The organism is Streptomyces sp. B1I3, from assembly GCF_030816615.1.
GTDB lineage: Bacteria > Actinomycetota > Actinomycetes > Streptomycetales > Streptomycetaceae > Streptomyces.
This window is the reverse complement of sequence record NZ_JAUSYD010000001.1, coordinates 4,340,318-4,357,980: the sequence shown is the minus strand read 5'-3', so window position 1 is coordinate 4,357,980 and position 17,663 is coordinate 4,340,318. Positions and strand designations below refer to the sequence as shown.

14 protein-coding genes are annotated in these 17,663 nt (G+C 73.4%); all 14 read right to left on the bottom strand.

All coding sequences use genetic code 11. The features are described 5' to 3' along the window. Positions 1–17: 17 nt before the first annotated feature. Positions 18–1,133, bottom strand: a complete 1,116-nt coding sequence (locus QFZ58_RS19955; RefSeq protein WP_307126262.1) for a beta-ketoacyl synthase N-terminal-like domain-containing protein — start codon at positions 1,131–1,133, stop codon at positions 18–20. Positions 1,134–1,176: 43 nt separating this feature from the next. Further along, complete coding sequence (locus QFZ58_RS19950) at positions 1,177–2,127, bottom strand: beta-ketoacyl synthase N-terminal-like domain-containing protein (protein ID WP_307126261.1); 951 nt, start codon at positions 2,125–2,127, stop codon at positions 1,177–1,179. Beyond that, a complete protein-coding gene (locus tag QFZ58_RS19945; protein ID WP_307126260.1) occupies positions 2,124–3,263 on the bottom strand; it encodes a beta-ketoacyl synthase N-terminal-like domain-containing protein in 1,140 nt (379 codons plus the stop codon). Before QFZ58_RS19945 ends, QFZ58_RS19950 begins: the two co-directional genes overlap by 4 nt. Further along, entirely contained in the window at positions 3,260–4,516 is a 1,257-nt protein-coding gene (locus QFZ58_RS19940; RefSeq protein ID WP_307126259.1) for a beta-ketoacyl synthase, read from the bottom strand. Before QFZ58_RS19940 ends, QFZ58_RS19945 begins: the two co-directional genes overlap by 4 nt. A 324-nt stretch (positions 4,517–4,840) precedes the next feature. Further along, positions 4,841–5,095 (bottom strand): acyl carrier protein, encoded by a 255-nt coding sequence (locus tag QFZ58_RS19935; RefSeq protein ID WP_307126258.1) that lies wholly within the window; start codon positions 5,093–5,095, stop codon positions 4,841–4,843. A gap of 109 nt (positions 5,096–5,204) precedes the next feature. Continuing rightward, positions 5,205–6,953, bottom strand: a complete 1,749-nt coding sequence (locus QFZ58_RS19930; RefSeq protein WP_307126257.1) for an NAD(P)/FAD-dependent oxidoreductase — start codon at positions 6,951–6,953, stop codon at positions 5,205–5,207. A gap of 90 nt (positions 6,954–7,043) precedes the next feature. Next, complete coding sequence (locus tag QFZ58_RS19925) at positions 7,044–7,763, bottom strand: 2-hydroxychromene-2-carboxylate isomerase (protein WP_307126256.1); 720 nt, start codon at positions 7,761–7,763, stop codon at positions 7,044–7,046. Positions 7,764–7,824: 61 nt separating this feature from the next. Further along, on the bottom strand, positions 7,825–8,826 hold the full coding sequence (locus tag QFZ58_RS19920) for a hypothetical protein (RefSeq protein WP_307126255.1): 1,002 nt from the start codon (positions 8,824–8,826) through the stop codon (positions 7,825–7,827). A 15-nt stretch (positions 8,827–8,841) separates the two neighbouring features. Continuing rightward, positions 8,842–9,666 (bottom strand): alpha/beta fold hydrolase, encoded by an 825-nt coding sequence (locus QFZ58_RS19915; RefSeq protein ID WP_307126254.1) that lies wholly within the window; start codon positions 9,664–9,666, stop codon positions 8,842–8,844. Positions 9,667–9,956: 290 nt separating this feature from the next. Continuing rightward, a complete protein-coding gene (locus tag QFZ58_RS19910; protein ID WP_307126253.1) occupies positions 9,957–11,162 on the bottom strand; it encodes an NAD(P)/FAD-dependent oxidoreductase in 1,206 nt (401 codons plus the stop codon). Further along, positions 11,159–12,955: a non-ribosomal peptide synthetase gene (locus tag QFZ58_RS19905; protein ID WP_307126252.1), complete on the bottom strand. Its 1,797-nt coding sequence runs from the start codon at positions 12,953–12,955 to the stop codon at positions 11,159–11,161. Before QFZ58_RS19905 ends, QFZ58_RS19910 begins: the two co-directional genes overlap by 4 nt. 51 nt (positions 12,956–13,006) lie before the next feature. Next, on the bottom strand, positions 13,007–16,042 hold the full coding sequence (locus QFZ58_RS19900) for an amino acid adenylation domain-containing protein (protein WP_307126251.1): 3,036 nt from the start codon (positions 16,040–16,042) through the stop codon (positions 13,007–13,009). Between the two features lie 30 nt (positions 16,043–16,072). Then, positions 16,073–16,897, bottom strand: a complete 825-nt coding sequence (locus QFZ58_RS19895) for an SDR family oxidoreductase (protein ID WP_307126250.1) — start codon at positions 16,895–16,897, stop codon at positions 16,073–16,075. A 47-nt stretch (positions 16,898–16,944) separates the two neighbouring features. Then, entirely contained in the window at positions 16,945–17,646 is a 702-nt protein-coding gene (locus QFZ58_RS19890; protein ID WP_307126249.1) for a thioesterase II family protein, read from the bottom strand. Positions 17,647–17,663 lie beyond the last annotated feature (17 nt).

The following is a 17,663-nucleotide window of genomic DNA, read 5'->3' as shown; positions in this document are numbered from 1 at the left end:
GTGCGCAGGTTGTCCGGTCAGCCCGCGAGGAGGCGGAGTACGGCGCAGGCGACGATGCCGTCGTCGTCGACCGAGGAGACGACGGCGACAGCGCCCGCCGGTGCCTCCGCCCGGCCGGCGGTGCTCAGCAGGGAGCCGATCTGGAAGGCCGCGGAGGCGCCCGAGGTGTCCCCGACGCCGTCCAGGGACGGTGCCCGGTCCAGCGCCTGGGCGCCGAACCGTGCGGTGAGCGCCTCCCGCTCCTGGTCCCCGGCGTATCCGGCGAGACCGGAGCCCGACACCGCCCACACGTCCTCGGCGTCCACACCCGCACGCGCCAGCACTCCGGCGAGGCAGGCGTCGAGCACGGGGCGCGGCCCCGTCCCGACGTACACCCGTGACTCCACGGCCAGTACCTCGGCGAGCGCGCCGCCGTCCTGCCGGACGTCCGGCCCGGCTTCGAGCATGAACATCGCGCATCCCTCGCCGAGCAGCGCGCCCGCCGCGTCCTCGCTCCGCCGGTGGTGGTCCAGCCACGCCCGCGCGTTCGAGAACTCCTCGGCGGCGCCGCACAGTACGGTCTCGGCGCGCCCGGCGCGCAGCAGCCCGGCCGCGTAGCTCAGCGCGGAGAGTCCGGCGACCCGGCCGCCGGCGATCGTGGTGTTCGGCCCCTTCAGGTTGTGCCGGATGGCGCACTGGCCGGCGGCGCAGTTCATCACGGCGTTCGGCATCAGTGACGGGTCGACGTAGAAGGGGCGGTCGCCGACCAGCGAGGCGCGGGTGAAGTCCATCATGCTCTGGGCGCTGCCGGTGGTCGTGCCGAGCACCAGGGCGGTCTGTTCGTCGCCGCCCCTGCGCCTGCCCCCGCAGTCCCGCAGCAGGTCGCGGACCGCGGTGACGGCCAGCCCGGTCACCCGGTCCATCGACCGGGTGCCCTTCTTTCCGAGGACCTCGCGGAGGTCGAAGCCGGGGACCAGGCACGCCCGGTCGTCCGGTGTCGCCCACTCGTCGGAGTCCAGGGCGGACGTGGTGTTCCTGCCGGCCAGTACGCCGGCCACGAAGTCGTCCTTGCCGATGCCGTACGGCGACACCGCGGACCACGCGGTGATCACCGGCCGGTTGAGGGTGGCGGACGCGTTCGCCGAAAAGGTCATGGTCATTCCGTCCTGCTCAGAGTCCTTGGGGCCGATATCTCGTTCAGACCGCGCCGGTCCCGGCCGGCGCCGGGGAGGGTGGCCGCAGCACCTGGGCGGCGCTGCCGTCGTCCTCGTCGCCGCCCGCGACCAGGCACACCGGGCCGTCCGCGCCGGCTCCGAAGCCTCCGATCGCCGCCGCGGCCTGCACGATGCCCAGGGCCCCGGACAGCTCGCCCCAGACCGCGGCGAGGTCGTGGCCGGGCAGGTCGGCGGGCAGCCTCCCGGCCGCGGTGCCCGAGGCGAACCAGGCGGTGAACCCCGCGGGTTCGCCGGCGGCGAGCCGCTGGAAGCCGGCGGCCACGTCCGCCCCCCGGGTGTGACCGCCCATCACCGCGTGGACGGTGGCCCCGCGGGCCTCCGCGGCGTCGGCGCGTTCCAGCACGAGTGCCGCACCACCGTCCGCGACGGGGCCGCCGACGAGTTCGCGCACGATCTCGTTGTCGGGCTCCACGCCGATCACGACCGCCTGGTCGGCGCGGCCGGAGCGCAGCAGGGCGGTGCCCCAGCGCAGAGCGTCGAGGCCGGAGCCCGGCCCGTTGCACACCATCAGGTTGGGACCGTGCAGCCCGAACCTGATCGCGATCTCGGAGGCGATGATGTTGCTGGAGGCGTTCGGGGTGTCCATCGGGCTCAGCCCGCGCGTGCCCTCGTCCGCGATGGTCCTGGCCACGCGGCAGGCCGTGTCCACGTTGCCCAGGTTGGAGCTCACGAGGACCGCCACCCGGGTGCCGTCGACGGTCAGCGCGCCGTCGCTCAGCATCCCCGCGTCGGTCAGCACCCGCTGTCCGGCAACGAGTCCGAGCTGGGTGGCCCGGTCCTTGTAGCGCAGCCCCTTCTTCCCCAGGACCGCCGCCGGGTCCACGGCGCCCAGGGGATGCCGGGCCGCCGCCAGGGCGGACGCGGAGTCGGCTCCGGGCAGGGCGACCCCGACGCCTGTGACGAAGATGCTCATGGTGCCTCGACAATCGCCACGGCGTTGATCCCGCCGAATCCGAATCCATGGACCTGCGCGAGCGAGACCTTGTGTTCGGCCTCCCGGTCGCGGACCAGCCGGAGGCCGGCTGCCTCCTCGATGGGCTGATCCAGCCCGATCAGCGGCGGTACCTTGCCCGTCGCCATCACCCGCAGGGCGGTGACCAGGCTCAGCAGTCCCGCCGACCCGCTGGTGTGCCCGGTCATCGGCTTGATGCCGGTCACCACCGGGGCACCCGCGTCCGGGCCGAAGACCTCGGCGTACGCGGACGCCTCGACCAGGTCGTTGAGGGGCGTGCCGGTGCCGTGGAGCATCAGCAGGTCGATGTCGGCGGGCTTGGTGCCCGCGTGCCGGTGCGCCTGCCGGATCGCCTCGGCGACGTACTTCTGGTCGGGGGCGGTGGGGTGCTTGGCGTCGCAGGTCATCCCCACGCCACGGAGCCTGCCCCACACCGGGCTCCCGTCCTGCGGGAGGTCCTCGCGGCGCAGCACGACGGCGGCCGCCCCGTCGCCGAGGATCGTGCCCTTGCGGTCGACGTCCAGGGTCCGCAGCGCGGGGGGCGGCTGCGGCTGGACGCGGTCGGCCAGGCCGAACATGCTCTCGGTGATCGAGTCGACCCCCGCGACGATCACGGTGTCGGCCTCGCCGAGCTCCAGCATGTCCGCGCCGAGCGCCAGTGTGTACAGGGAGGCGGAGCACGCGTTGGAGAAGGTGTGTGTGTCGGCGGCGCCGAACCGTTCCCGCAGGGCGGTGCCGAAGTGCAGCCGCTCGGGGCCGAAGGACACCCCGTCGCGCCACCACAGCTCGGCGGAGCGCAGTTCGCGCAGTCCGGTGCCCACGAGCACCGGGCAGTCCGAGAGGTCCTCGCCGAGGCCGGCCGCCCGTGCCGCCTGGCCGACGGCGTCCAGCAGGAACCCGGTGGCCCGCAGCGTGCGGTCCTTACCGGGCTCGGGCCGGTCGTCGATCTCGAAGAGCTGGGTGCCGGTGTACAGGTCGTGGTCGAACCCGCGCATCGGTCCGAGACCGCCGCGCCCGGCGCAGAGGTTCTCGAAGATCTCGTCCGGGTCCCGGCCGATGCTCGCGACCGCGCCGACTCCGGTGATGGGCAGCCTCACCGCTCACCGTCCTGGTACTTGCCGAGGATCACGATCGCGTTGTTGCCGCCGAAGGCGAGCCCGTTGTTCTGCACGATGCGCAGGTCCGCCTCGACGGACTCGTTGGGCACGCAGTCGATCTCGCACTCGGGGTCGGTCTCGCGGTGGTTGATGGTCGGCGGGATGAAGCCGTGGTACGCGGACAGGGCGCAGGCGATCGCGGCGAGCGCGCTGGCGGCGCCCATGGTGTGGCCGAGCATCGACTTCAGCGACACGGTGCGCGGCGGGGTGTCGCCGAACACGTCGTGGATCGCGCGGGACTCGGTGACGTCGTTGGCCTTGGTGCCGGTGCCGTGGGCGGAGATCAGGTCGACCTCCTCCTCCTTCACACCGGCGTTCTCCAGGGCGATCTGCATGCACCGGGCGACGCTCGCCTGGTTGGGGGCCACCTGGTGGTAGGCGTCGCAGTTCATCCCGTAACCGAGCACCTCGGCGTAGATGCGGGCGCCGCGCGCCTGTGCGGAGGCGAGGCTCTCCAGCATCAGCACGCCCGCGCCCTCGCCGGTCAGGATGCCCTTGCGCTCGGAGTCGAAGGGGCGGCAGACGTCGGGGGCGATGGTGCCGAGCCGGTAGAAACCGGTGAACGTCTTACGGCACATGGCGTCCGCGCCGCCACAGAGCGCGTAGTCGACCGCGCCCGAGCGGATCGCGTCGAAGCCCTGGCCGATGGCGTAGTTGCCGGCCGAGCAGGCGGTGGCGATGGTCACCGCGTCGACGTTCGACAGCCCCAGCTCCTGGGCGGCGGCGATGGACAGCCGGTTCGGTGAGACCCGGCGGGCCACGGTCGGGTCCATGGCTGCGGGCCCGGAGGCGACCTCGGTCCCGACCAGCTGGTCGAGGTCGTAGGACTCCCCGTCGGTGGTGCCGATCGAGATCATGCCGCGCTGGGCGCGCAGCGATTCGAGGTCGGCCCCGGCGGCCTCCACGGCCATCCGGGCCGCGGCGACCGAGAACTTCGTCGCCCGGCCCAGGGTTTCCACGGGCAGGTTGTGGATCCAGCGCTCCGGCTCGGCCCCCGTGATCTCGCACCCGTTGGCGTGGGCGAAACCCTCGGTGTCGAACAGGGTGATCGGCTTGGCGCCGCTGCGGCCCGCGCGCAGTCCCTCGGCGAACTCATCGGCTCCGACACCGATGCTGGAGAACACGCCGAACCCGGTCAGCACGACCCGGGACGCCGCGTCGTCGCGCATCGCGTCAGAAAGGCTCTCAGACATCAATCTCCCTCGGTACGGCCTGGTTCACCGCGGGGACCCCGTGGGGTCACCACGGGTCGCCACGGAAAGGGGGCGGGGGGAAACACCGGACGGTCGGGCCGGGTGGTGTGCCGGGGCGGCGGGGGAGCCGGCGGTGTGCCCGCTCCCGCGCCCGCCCGCGGCCGGGCGGCCCGCCCACCGGTCCCGTACGGCCCTGGCGGGGCCCGACGGCGGTCGCGGCTCCGCGGAGCACGGCCGGAACACCCGGACGTGCGGGCGTCGCCGCACCGTGCGGTGCGTCGCGTCCGGCGCGTGCGCCGGTCCGCCAGGGGTGACGGGACCGCTCTACTTGGCGTCGATCGACTCCTGGACCACGGCGTAGACACCGTCGAGGTTGACCATCCGCTCCAGCTCGGCCTGGTCGATCGTGATCTTGAACTCCTTCTCGAGGCCCGCGAGGATCTCGATGGCGCGCAGCGAGTCCGCGCCGTACTCCTCCTTGAAGAGACCCTCGTTGGTCACCTCGTCCTCCTCGAGCTCGAGGATGTCGCAGACGATCTCCTTGATGCGGGCCTGCTGCTCGACGATGGTCGCGCTCATGGGAATCACTCTCAGTTCTTCAGAGGTGGTGAATGCTTGACGTGATGCAGGGGTGTTCATCGGTTACCGCTCGGCGGTCCGCGGGCGGTCGCCCGCGGACCGCCCGATCTCAGCCGGGCGTGCCGGCCGGTTCCCGGGCCGCTGTGCCGGGGCCCGGGCGGGCCCGCCGGGAAGCGCCCCGGCAGACCTCCCTCGGGTCCCAGCCGTCCGGCCGGTCGGGAAGCAGGTCCGGGTCGCCGGACACCACTCCCTGACGGCCGAGCGCGAGCAGCGGACGGCCGAGAATGTCGGAGGCGCACGAGATGCCGCCGAGCATGACGCCCGCGACACCGTTGCCCGCCTGGGTACTGGCGCCGACCACGTGCAGGCCGGCGATGTGGGTCGCCGTACCCGGCCGGGCCGTACCGCCCCAATCGGCCATGCCGAAGGGGGTGCCGCCGGAGGACAGGGTGTACCGCTCGTGGGTCAGCGGGGTCGCCGCCTCCAGGTGCGTGATGTGGCCCCGCAGCGGGCCGATGGCCTTCTCCGCGGCGCGGAGGGTGGCCTCGGTGAGTTCCCGCTTGCGGCGCAGGTACTGCGCGCGGCGCCGGTAGGAGGTGCTGTCGCCCTCGATCCCGTCGGCGGCGCCCCACCACTCGTAGTCGGGCGGGCAGAGGGTCATGACCTGGAGGTTGGCGTGGCCCGGGGGGCACAGAGCGCCGTTGCCCGGGTCCTTCAGGGAGGCGAACGAGCAGAAGAGGAAGGGCACTTCGTCTACGTCACCGGCGCGCGCCCGGTCGAAGTAGCCGTCGATGTCGTCGGTGTCGTACCACCACAGGTTGGCGTTCGGCCGGTCGCGCAGGTCGGTGTCGAGGCCGAGGTAGAGCACCAGCCACGGCATGCCCATGCTCGCGTTCCTGGTGCGGTTCGCGAGGGACTTCGAGAAGTGCTCGGCGCCGACCAGGTCGAGCACCGTGCGCCGGTAGTCCGCGTTGGACACCACCAGGCCGGTGGTGACCGTCTCGCCGCCGTCCAGGCCGACGCCCGTGACCTTGCGGTCCTCCACCAGGATGCGCCGTACCCGGGCGCGGGTACGGACCTCTCCCCCGTGCGCCTCGATGACCTCGACCAGGCCCGCGGCCAGCGTCTGGCCACCGCCGGCCGGGTAGTAGGCGCCGCGGAGGTAGTGGTCGGTGACGCTGGTGTGCCGGGCCACCGTCGCCTGACGCGGGGTCAGGCCGTAGTTGGGGGCCTGCGCCGCGAGCACCGTACGCGCCTTCGGTGAGAGGCCGCAGTGCTGGAACAGGTCGTCCAGCGTGCGCCTGCCCCACTCCCGGACGGCGACGGTGCCGTCGGCGATGTCCGAGGGTGACCAGGTGTGCGACTCGAAGAGTGCCGAGCGCTGCTCCTCGCCGACGGCCTCGCAGATGCCGGTGAAGGTACGCAGGCCCTCCGCCTCGTCCGGCATCGCGGCGACGAGCCGCTTCCGGTACTCGGACCAGCCGGCCGGCATGTCCACGGAGGCGCCGGGCACCCTGATGAGGTCGAAGCCGCCGCGGTCCATCTCCAGGAACTCCGTGCGGTCGCCGAGGCCGAGTCCGCCCAGGATGGAGGGGATGACTCCGCCGGGCGCGCAGTCGCCGAGGTAGTGGACCCCGACGTCGAACTCGTACCTGCGCTTCCTGCGGAAGACGTGGCTGTTCCCGCCCACCACCGAGAACTGCTCCAGCACGAGGACGCGCCGGCCGGCGGCCGCAAGGTAGGCGGCGGTGGTCAGGCCGCCCAGGCCGGCACCGACCACGACGGCGTCCCAGCTGCCGCCGCCGGCCGGGCGCCGTGCGGCGCCGCCGGTGGCGGTGTCGTCGGGGTTGCTGTCCACAGTCGTCTCCTCGTCGCGTTCCGCGGATGCTTCTTCGGTACTTCGCCTGAGGCCGGTGGCCGCGTTCCGTGCCGCGGCCACCGGCCGGTATCAGCCGCAGCCGCCGGCGTGGCCCGCGTCGCCGCCGGCCGCCAGCAGGTCGGCGTGGGTCGCCGGGTCCGGGACGTCGGTCTTCGCGGCGACGGGCAGCCCGGCGCCGCGCAGGGCCTGGACGAAGGGCGCGACGCGGTCGACGCCCCAGAACTTGTCCCGGCCGGTGATGAAGAACGGCACCCCGAACAGGCCGTCGTGCGCCGACTCGGCGAGCAGGGCCGCGCCCCGCTTGCGCAGGTCCGCGTCCTGGGCCGCGGTGGACAGCCGTACGGCGTCCAGGCCCAGCTCCCGGGCGATGGCCGCGATCACCTCGGGCTCGGAGATGTTCTTGCCCTCCTGCCAGCGGGCGCGGTACGCCGCCGCGACGAAGTCCTTGCCCCGGCCCTCGTCCTCGGCCGCTATCCAGGCGAGGTGGGCGACCTCCCAGCACGGCTCGCGGTCGATGGGCCAGGTGATCTCGGCCAGTCCGCGCTCAGTGGCGAGCCGGCGGGTGTCCTGCAGGATGTAGAAGTTCTTCGCCCGGCTCATGGCGACGATCGGAAGGGTGACCCCCTCCTCGGCCAGCAGCCTCGTGGTCTCCTCGTCCGGCTCCCAGAACGGCAGCCACTCGATGGCGTCGAGGACCTGCGGGTGGGTGGCCATGAGATCGCGGTAGGCGAACCAGGAGTACGGGCTGCGCAGGGAGAAGTACCAACGCGGTGGGCGTTTGGAAACCATGGGGTTCCTCCGGGGCTCGGTCGTCCGGGGCGTGGATGTCCGGGACTGGGGGGCGTCTCGGTCACTCGCCGCGCAGGGCGCGCAGGACCTCGTCATCGAAGACGGTCATCTGCCACTCGGCGTCCGGCGACTCCTTGTGGCAGTAGCCGTGGGTGATCGAGCCGGTGGCGGTCCGGACGAGCTCGCCGTCGCGGACGACGTAGAAGTCCACACGGGAGGTGTAGAGCATGTCCTTGAAGACGGACTCCACGGTGTAGACGGTGTAGAGGTCCTCCTCCATGACCGTCTCGTCCGTGAAGTGGATCTTGCACTGGGTCACGACGGGGATCCAGCCGCGCTCGTCGAGCATCCGCTTGATGCTGATGCCCCGCGAGGCGACGAAGACGTGCTTCGCCTCCTCCATCTGCCGCAGGTAGCCCGACATCTGCATGCGCTCGGTGAAGTGGCAGTAGTAGTACGGGACCCGCCACTTCCAGCCGACCGCGTTGTCGTCGCCGATGATCTCGGCGAGCACCGGGTCGGTGTCGCTGTTCTCGCCGCGGTGCAGGGCCCCGGCGAAGTCGTCGGACGGGGTCGCGGCGAGCGCGATGGGCTTCTCGGTGGCGAGCCGGTCGACGACGAAGCGGCGCAGCTCCGCGGGCAGTGGCTGCGGGTCGTCGACGTTGGTGTCGCGGCGCAGCAGGACACGCAGCTTGGAGCTGACGGCCTTCTTCGGCGCGCCGTCGCGCTCGACGGTCGCGGTGACCGCGAAGACCATCGCGGTGTCGGTGTCCTTCGTCTTCGGCGTCACTTCCAGCAGGACGTCGTCGTCGAGCATGAGCACCGTGTGCAGCCGGGTGTCGAGGCCGGCCACGTCGAAGTTGACGCCGTGGACGAGGAACAGCTCCTGGGCGCCGAGGCCGACGGCCCGGAAGTGGTCGAGGACGGCGGCCTCGAGCAGGTAGTTGACGCACTTGAAACCGATCGCGGTGTTGATGTTGCCGCCCTCGTAGGGCGGCCGCATGGTGACCGAACTCGGTTCGTTCAGCAGCTTCTTGAGCGCGACGTCGGACAGGGTGGTCATCGTGTGCTCCCGTACTCAGTTGACCGCCGCCGGGGGGTGCCCGGCCGGCAGGGTGGTGAGGAATTGCTGGACAGCGCGTGCGAACCGCTCCGGCCGCTCGGTCATCGGCGAGTGGCCGCAGTCCTCGATCCGGTCGACCGAGGCGTGGCCGAGAGCACGGGCGAGTGCCTCGCCCTCGGCCGGCGGTGCGACCGTGTCACCGGTGCCGATGACGATGTGCACGGGCAGGTCGATCCGGTCGGCGGCCAGGAAGGGCGTGCGCAGGTAGGCGTCGAGGTAGCGAACCGCCCAGTAGGGGCCGAGCCGCGCGCAGGAGAGCTCGGCCATGTCGGCCCGCACGTCCGGCTTCAGGCGTTCGCGGGCCGTCAGCCGGATGTACTCGTCGGCGCTGCGGCGCATGGCGTCGAGCGTCTTCGGCAGCTGGGCCCAGGTGAACTCCGCCGGATCCTGCCGGAAGAACGGCGAGACGAGCACCACGCCGCGGATACCGAACCGCTCCCGCGGGTCCTCCCCGGCGGCGACCGTGTCGGACAGCAGGGTGAGCAGCAGGATCGTGGCGTAGGAGTGCGCGATCACCACACCGGGACCGCCGGGGATCCGCTCGATCGCCGCACGGACCCATGCCGTCTCGTCCTGCTCGGTCACCGCGTACGGGCCGCCGGCCCGCCACGGCAGCCCGGCGGTCCACAGGTCGAGTCCCGGGGGCCGGTGCGCGACGAGGGGGTCCCAGCAGTTCTCGCCGCTGCCCAGGCCGTGCAACAGCAGCGCTCGGTGGTCCGCCTGCGCGGTCACACCTCGCCGTCGGAGCACGAGCGGCTCGACATCGCTGTTTCGGAGCACCGGAAAGCCCTTCGAAGGATGGGGAACACCACAGGGACAGCGGGGAGAACAACCGTGCCGACAGCCGGCCGGTGATCGCCCGCAGAGGCCACCGACCTCGTCCGACGGCCGGACGGCCCGTTCTCGGCGGTCCGTCCGGGCGTTCCGGAGGGGATGCGCGCAAGCCTGGGGAAGGCGTACGCGTTCCTGCGCGGAAAGCCGTCGGCCGTGTCGGTTCGACGTCGGTTCGACGTGGTCCGATCGTGCCGGAGGGGCACCGGGGACGACAGGGCCTTTACAGCAAGCTGCGACTACAAAGACTTCCAAGCGGCGACGGTGTCGTGGGCGCCGTCCGGTGTGCCCGCCGAACGGCGGGCCGCGAGTAGGGCCTTGGGCCAGTTCACCGTCAGCGCGGCACACAGCCGCGGGCCGCGGTGGTAGGCCACGGCGAACCGCCGGCGCGGCCCGTCGGCGCGTACCACCGTCACCTCCGCGCCGGGCTCCGGGCGCCCGAGCAGGGCGATCTTGCCGCCGTACTGGTCGGACCAGGCGTAGAACTCGTGGCGGAAGGCCACGGGGACGGGTTCGAGGAGGTTGCGGACGACGACGGCCGCCTGCTCCACCGCGTTGGTCCAGTGCTCGACCCGCACGTGCCGGCCGAGCAGGGGATCGCGGCACCGGGCCGCGTCCCCGACCGCGTACACCGTCCGCCCCGCGTCGACGGCGCAGAACTCGTCGCTCAGTACCCCGCCCCCCTCGTCCAGCGGGATGCCGGAACCGGCCAGCCAGTCCGTGGCGGGGCGCACGCCGACCCCCATGACGACCGCGTCCGCGTCCAGTACGGTCCCGTCGGTGAGCTCCACCCCGGTGACCTCGGCCCCGCCGGTCAGCGCGGCGACCGAGGTGCCGCACAGCAGCCGTACGCCGTTGTCGGTGTGCAGCCGCGCCAGTTCGGCGGCGACCTCCTCGCCGAGCAGCCCGGACAGCGGAGCGGGCAGGGCCTCGACCATCGTGACGTCGATCCCGCGCGAGCGGGCGGCGGAGGCCACCTCGGCGCCGACGAAGCCGCCGCCGACGACCACCAGGTGCCCGGAGCCGCTCATGCCGTCGAAGCGGGCCCGCAGCTCCAGCGAGTCCGCCAGGGTCCGCAGCGGGTACACCCCGTGGCGCGGCATCCCGGGCAGCGTCCTGGGGACCGCTCCGCACGCCAGGACCAGCCTGTCGTAATGGAGTTCGGCTCCGTCGTCCAGCCTCAGCACCCGGTTCGCCGGGTCCAGGGAGGTGGCGGCGGCGACGTGCCGCTCCGCCTGCCACTGCCCCGGGTCGCCGAGCGACGCCCGGTCGGGCGTCCACTCGCCGGTGAGGATCTGCTTCGACAGCGGGGGCCGGTCGTAGGGCGCGTCCGGGTCCGGGTCGACGAGCACGACCGGACCGGTGTGGCCGGCCTCCCGCAAACCGCTCGCGACCCGGCTGCCACCGACGGACGCGCCGACGACGACCACGCGGCCGGCCTTCACAGCGCCGCTCCGTCCCGGACGGGTCCCGCGTCCCCGGCCGGGCCGGGGGCCGCGCCGACCCGGCCCGCGAGGGCCCGGGGGGTGCGCAGGTCCAGTACGTCCCGCAGCCCGAAGGTCCACCCCTCCTTGCGGGCCCGCCCGGCGAGGCGGACGGCCCTCAGGCTGTTGCCGCCGCGGGCGAAGAAGTCGTCGTCGGAGTAGACCGCCGGTACGTCGAGAACGTCGGCGAACAACTCGCACAGCCGTTTCTCGGCGGCGCCCTCCGGTGCGGCGCCCGGCGCCTCCTCCACGGCCGGCGGTTCGGGCAGGGCGGCCTGGTCGAGCTTGCCGTTCGAGGTCAGCGGGAGGCCGTCGACCACCATGATCCGCGCGGGCACCATGTAGGCGGGGAGCATCTCGGCGACGGCCGCGCGCAGGGCGCCCGGGTCGAGGAAGGCCCCGTCGGCGGGGACGGCGTAACCGGCCAGATACCGGTCGCCCGACCGGTCCTCGCGGGCCACCGCGGCGGCGAGCCGCACACCGGGCCGCGATCCGAGCACCGAGCTGACCTCGCCGAGCTCGATCCGGTAGCCGCTGATCTTCACCTGGTCGTCGGTCCGGCCCAGGTACTCCAGCACCCCGTCGGGGCGCATCCGGGCGATGTCGCCGGTGCGGTACATCCGGCCGCCGCCGAAGGGGTCCGCCACGAACCGTCCGGCGGTGAGGCCGGGCCGGGCGAGGTAGCCCCGGGCGACCTGGCCGCCCGCGATGTACAGCTCGCCGGCCGTCCCCGGACCGACCGCAGCGAGCCGCTCGTCCAGCACGTACAGCTCGGTACCCGGCGTCGGCAGGCCGATGGGGACGGCGCCCGGGGCCACCGCGTCCCCCGGCTCGATCCGGAACACGCAGCACCCGACGGTCGCCTCGGTGGGACCGTACTCGTTGACCACGGCGGCGCCGGGGTGAGCCTCGCGCCACCGGTCGACGACGTCTCCGCGCAGCATCTCACCGCCCACGACCAGTTCACGGGTGGGCGAGAGCGAGCCCGGCAGCGCCGCCAGCAGCGGCAGGTGCGAGGGGGTGGCCTTGACGAAGCCGGGCCGCTCCCCGGCCGGGCCCGGCGCCGGTTCGCGGTCCAGGGCGGCCACCTGGACGCAGCCGCCCAGGAGCAGCGGCCCGTAGAGCGCGGTGACGGTGAGGTCGAAGGCCACCGGGGAGTGCAGAAGCGCCCCGTCCGCCAGCCCCGGGTACTCCGCGCACGCGAAGTCGAGGTAGCGCGCCAGGGTGTCGTGCTGCACGGTGACGCCCTTCGGGCGGCCGGTCGAGCCGGAGGTGTAGATGACGTAGGCCAGGTTGTCCGGGCTCAACGGCCTGGCGCGGCAGGCGTTCGTGGGGTCGTGGTCCGGGAGGCCGGCCGCCTCCGCGGCGGCGACCGCCCCGGCGACCGTCAGGGTCTCCGGGCCTCCGCCGGCGCCGCACGGCACGGCGCGCTCCCCCAGCACCAGGCCGAGCGCGGTGTCCTCGATGATGAACGCGGTCCGTTCCGCCGGGGAGTCGCTGTCGATCGGCACGTAGGCCGCGCCGGACTTGAGGACGCCGAGCAGCGCCACCACCAGGTCGGCCGACCTGGGCAACCGCACGCCGATCAGGTCCTCGGGGCCGGCCCCGCAGGCGATCAGGTGGTGCGCCAGCCGGTTCGCACGGATGTTGAGCTCCGCGTACGTCAGCTCCTGGCCGCCGGAGCGGACGGCGGGGGCGTGCGGGGTGCGCGCCGCCCGCTGCTGGAAGAGGTCGGTCACAAGCGTTTCAGCCATCGGGTCTTCCATCCTTCGGAACAAGGCGCTCCGTGAGCGCGGGTACGCCGTTCACCCGGCACGGCCGGCCGCCAGCTGACGGATCGTCGGGGAGAGGTACAGGTCGCGCATGGCGACCGCGGTGCCGCCACGCCGGCGCAGTGCCGCGCCGACGCGCATGGCGAGCAGCGAATTGCCGCCGAGGTCGAAGAAGTTGTCGTCGGGGCCGACAGGAACGCCGAGCACGTCCTGCCACACCTCCAGGAGATCCGAGGTGAAGGCGTCCTGCGGCGCCGCCGGGCCCGTACCGCCCGCCGCCGGGCCCGCGGCCACCGGCGGGGAGACCGTCACAGGGGCGGGCCGGGGGAGGCCGCGTGCGTCGAGCTTGCCGTTCGGGGTGAGCGGCATCCGCTCCAGCGGGGTGACGGTCGAGGGGACCATGTACTCGGGGAGGTACTTGGCGGCCCGCTGCCGCACCCCGGCGGTGGCGTCGCCCTCCAGGACCACGTACGCGTCGAGCTGGGCCGTCGCCGGGTCGTCCGGGTCGGTTCGGTTGAGGACGACGGCGGCGGCGGTGACCTGCGGGTCGTCCAGCAGCACGGCCCGGATCTCGTCGAGCTCGATGCGGAAGCCGCGCAGCTTGACCTGGTTGTCCAGCCGGCCGAGGTGCTCCAGCCGGCCGTCGGGCAGCAGCCTGCCCTTGTCCCCGCTGCGGTACATCCGCTCCCCGGTGCGCGGGTCGGTGAGGAAGCGCTGCGCGTCGAGGTCCGGCTTGTTGAGGTACCGCGCGGCGACTCCCGCCCCGCCGACGTAGATCTCACCGGCCACCCCGACGGGCAGCGGCCTGCCCTCCGGGTCGGCGATCCTCACCCACCAGCCCGGCAGCGCGTGTCCGACGGACTTCGACCCGGTGAGCGCCTCGGCCCTGGTGACGGTCTGCGCGGTCACGTGCACGGTCGTCTCCGTGATGCCGTACATGTTGACCACCCGGCAACCGGACTCCGGGTGCCGGTCGAACCAGGGCAGGAGCATGCGCGGTTCGAGCCCCTCGCCGCCGAAGACCACCAGGCGTACGGGGACGGGTTCGGCGCCGTCCCGTTCGACCTCCATCAGCTGGGCGAAGGCGGACGGTGTCTGGCTGAGCACGGACACCCGTTCCTCGACCAGCAGCCGGTGGAACTCCTCCGGCGAGCGCGACACCCAGTAGGGCACGACGGCCAGCCGGCCGCCGGTGAGCAGGCAGCCCCAGATCTCCCAGACCGAGAAGTCGAAGGCGCTTGAGTGGAACAGGGTCCACACGTCCTCGGCGCCGAGCGCGAACTCCTCCAGGGTGGCGGCCATCAGGCTGAGCACGTTCACGTGCGGGACGACGACCCCCTTGGGGCGGCCGGTCGACCCGGAGGTGTAGATGACGTACGCGGGGTCGTGCGGGCCGGTCGCCGACGCCGGCGGGCCGTCGCACGTCCCGGGGGCCAGCTCGGCGAGGGCCGCCGTACCGACGACGCGGGCGGTGTCGCCGCCGGGGAAGTCGGCGCGGTCCGTGACGACGACCGCGAGTCCCGCGTCGGCGGTCGTGTAGGAGAGCCGCTCCTGCGGGTAGGCCGGGTCCATGGGGACGTAGGTGGCACCGGCCTTGAGCACGGCGAGCAGGGTGACGACGAGGTCGGCGGACCGTTCCAGGCAGACCCCGACCCGGTCGCCGTCGGCGACCCCCAGCCCGCGCAGCGCGTGGGCGAGCCGGTCGGCGCGGCCGTCGAGCTCACGGTAGGTGAGCCGGGTGGACTCGAAGGACACGGCGACGGCGTCCGGGCGGGAGGCCGCGATGGCGGCGACGGCCGCGTCGATCCGCTCCGGGTCGAACCGCGGAAGGCCGGCGTGCCGGCCCAGTTCGGCCGTACCGGCCGCCTCGGCGTCGTCCAGCAGCGCCACGTCGGCGACCGCGGTGCCGGGCGACTCGGCGAGCGCCCTGTGGACCCGTGACACGTGTCCGAGCAGCCGGTCCGCTGTGCCGGCGTGCAGCAGCCGCAGCGCGTAGTCGCAGCGCAGTACCGCCTCTCCGCCCCGGTCGCGGACCACGGAGAGGGTCACCGGGAACGGCGGGCGCAGGAACGGCAGGTAGGTGTACGGCTCCGCCCCGGGGAGGTCCGCCGGGTCGAGGACGGCGTGGACGACGCCCACGGCGGGGACCGCGTCCGTGTCACCGGTGGCGGAGGCGAGGGCGTGCCGGAGCTCCTCGGTGTGCCAGGCGGGCCCGGCGGTGAGGGCCGCGCGGATGTTCCTGTCCACGTCGCCGAGCGAGTGCGCCGGGTCCGCGTCGACGGGTATCAGCGCGATGCCCTCGCCGGCCCCCGGGTCGGCGGTGTCGGGGAGCAGCGCCGGGACGAGGTGCCGGGTGGCTCCCTCGTAGCGCGCGAGGACGACGCCGAGGGCGGCCGTCCAGCTCTCCGTGTCGCCGACGGGGTCGCCGGGGGGCAGCGGCAGCGTACGGGTCTCCAGGGTGTCGGGGCCGTCCGGCCTGCCCAGGCCCCAGTCCGCCGGGTCGCCGGCCACGCAGCCGGCGAGGGCGGCCGCCTGTGCGGCGGGGGACGGGGCCTCGGGTGCCGCGCCCCCGGCTGCGGGTGCCTCGTCCGGGGCGCCGGAAGCCTCGTCCGGGGCGCCGGGTGCGCGACCGGTCACCTCGGCGGCGAACCGGCGCAGAGCCGGGGCACAGAGCGCGGCACGACGGGCGACCACGACCAGTTCGGCCTCGCCGTCGGTGTAGGTCAGCAGCACCCCGCGCACCGCCGGGCCCCCGTGGGCGGCCAGCGGCCGGGTGAGTTCGCGCGTACGCCACCGCACCGCCTCGGGCGCGTCGGAGCGGCACGGCACGGCCTGCTGCCACAGCGTCGCGGCTCCCTGGAGGGCCTCCGCCGCCCCGGCGGCCCGTTCCGCGAACCGGCCGGCCAGCTCCTCCCGTGCGCCCGCGCGCACGGGAGCGGTGAGCCGTGCGCTCAGCGCGTGGCACAGCGCGCCGGGTGCTTCCCGGCTCTCGTCCCGGCCCTCCCGCGAGGGGACGGCGGTGCGCCGGGCGGGGGTGAGACCTACGGCGTCCTGTTCAGAGATCGACACGACTGGTTCCCTTGACGTGGTTGCGGTGCTTCACCGGGCGGTGAAGCCACCGTCGACGGTGAGCACGGAGCCGGTTACCTGGGCGGACTCGTCGGAGGCCAGCCAGAGGGCCGCCCCGGCTACGTCCTCCGGCTCGATCAGCGCGTTCATGGGCTGCGACTGGACGAAGGTCTCCTCGCTCTCGGAGACCGGGAGGTCGAGCGCCCTGGCTATCTCACCGAGCATCCGCCCCTCCGCCCGGCTGTCGTCACGGATCGATCCCGGGCAGAGGGCGTTGACCCGTACCTTCAGCGGCGCGTAGTCGAGTGCGGTGGCCTTGGTCAGTCCGATGAGCCCGTGCTTGGACGCCGCGTACCCGGCGAAGTGCCGGTAGCCGACGAGGCCGGCGGTGGAGGCGACGTTGACGATGCTGCCGGACCTCTGGGCGAGCAGCAGAGGGCCGACGAGGGAGGTCATCCGCCAGGCACCGGACAGGTTGATGTCGAGCATCACCTGCCACTCGTCCTCGCCGATCTCGTGGGCCGGCTTCCCCGACGGGGCGACGATGCCCGCGTTGTTGACCAGCACGTCCACCCGGCCGAACCGCTCGCAGACCCGGTCGACGGCGTCCCGCAGAGCGGCGAGGTCGCGGACGTCGGCCTCGACCGTGAGGACGGCCGCCCCTTCCCGGCGGCACAGCTCTGCCGTGTGCGCGAGCTGGCTCGTGGTGCCGAGCGGGTAGGGCACGCCCTCTATGTCACCGCACACGTCGAGCAGCGCCAGGTCGGCGCCCTCCCGGCTGAACGCCAGCGCACAGGCACGGCCCACACCGCGGGCGGCCCCCGTCACGATGACTGTCTTTCCTTGCAGGCGCACCAGATCTCCTTACGGTCGGGGGTGGTCGGCGGACGCGTCCGCCGCGCTCACCCGGGGCAGACGTCCGCGAGGACGCGGATCAGGGCCTCGGTGTTGTCGACCAGGTACATGTGGCCGCCCTCGACCTCCACGAGGTCGAACGCCTTGTCCGTGGCCTTGCTCCACTCCAGGGCCTGCTCGGGGCTGACGAGGGTGTCCTCGGTCCCGCGCACCGACGTGATCGGCACGGGCAGCGGGGTGTCCGACAGGGCGAGGTAGCTCTCGTGCATCTCGACGTCGGCCCGCAGCGAGGGAAGCAGCAGTTCGCGCATCTCCGGGTCCTCGAGCGCTTCGTGCCGGTATCCGGCGAACTCCCGCACCCTTTCGAGGAACTGGTCGTCGTCCAGGCCGCTGGCGCCGTTCTCCCGGCGGGTCCACGGGCCGGGAGAGCCGCTGACCACAAGCGCGGCCAGGTCGACGCCGTCGGTGGCGGCCAGCCGGTGCGCGATCTCGTAGGAGAGGACCGCGCCGAGACTGTGGCCGAAGAGCACGACCGGTCCGGCGCCGGCCACCCGCTCCAGCACCTCGGGCATCAGCCCTTCGACGGCGACCGCCACGTCCTGGTAGGGCTCCTCCGCGAAACGCTGCTCGCGGCCGGGCAGTTGTACGGCCGCCAGGTCGAAGCGGCCCTCGCACAGCGGGATCCACGGGCGGAAGACCGAGGCCCCCGCACCGGCGAACGGCACACAGAGAACCAACGCTTTTGCCATCTCACATCACTCTTTTC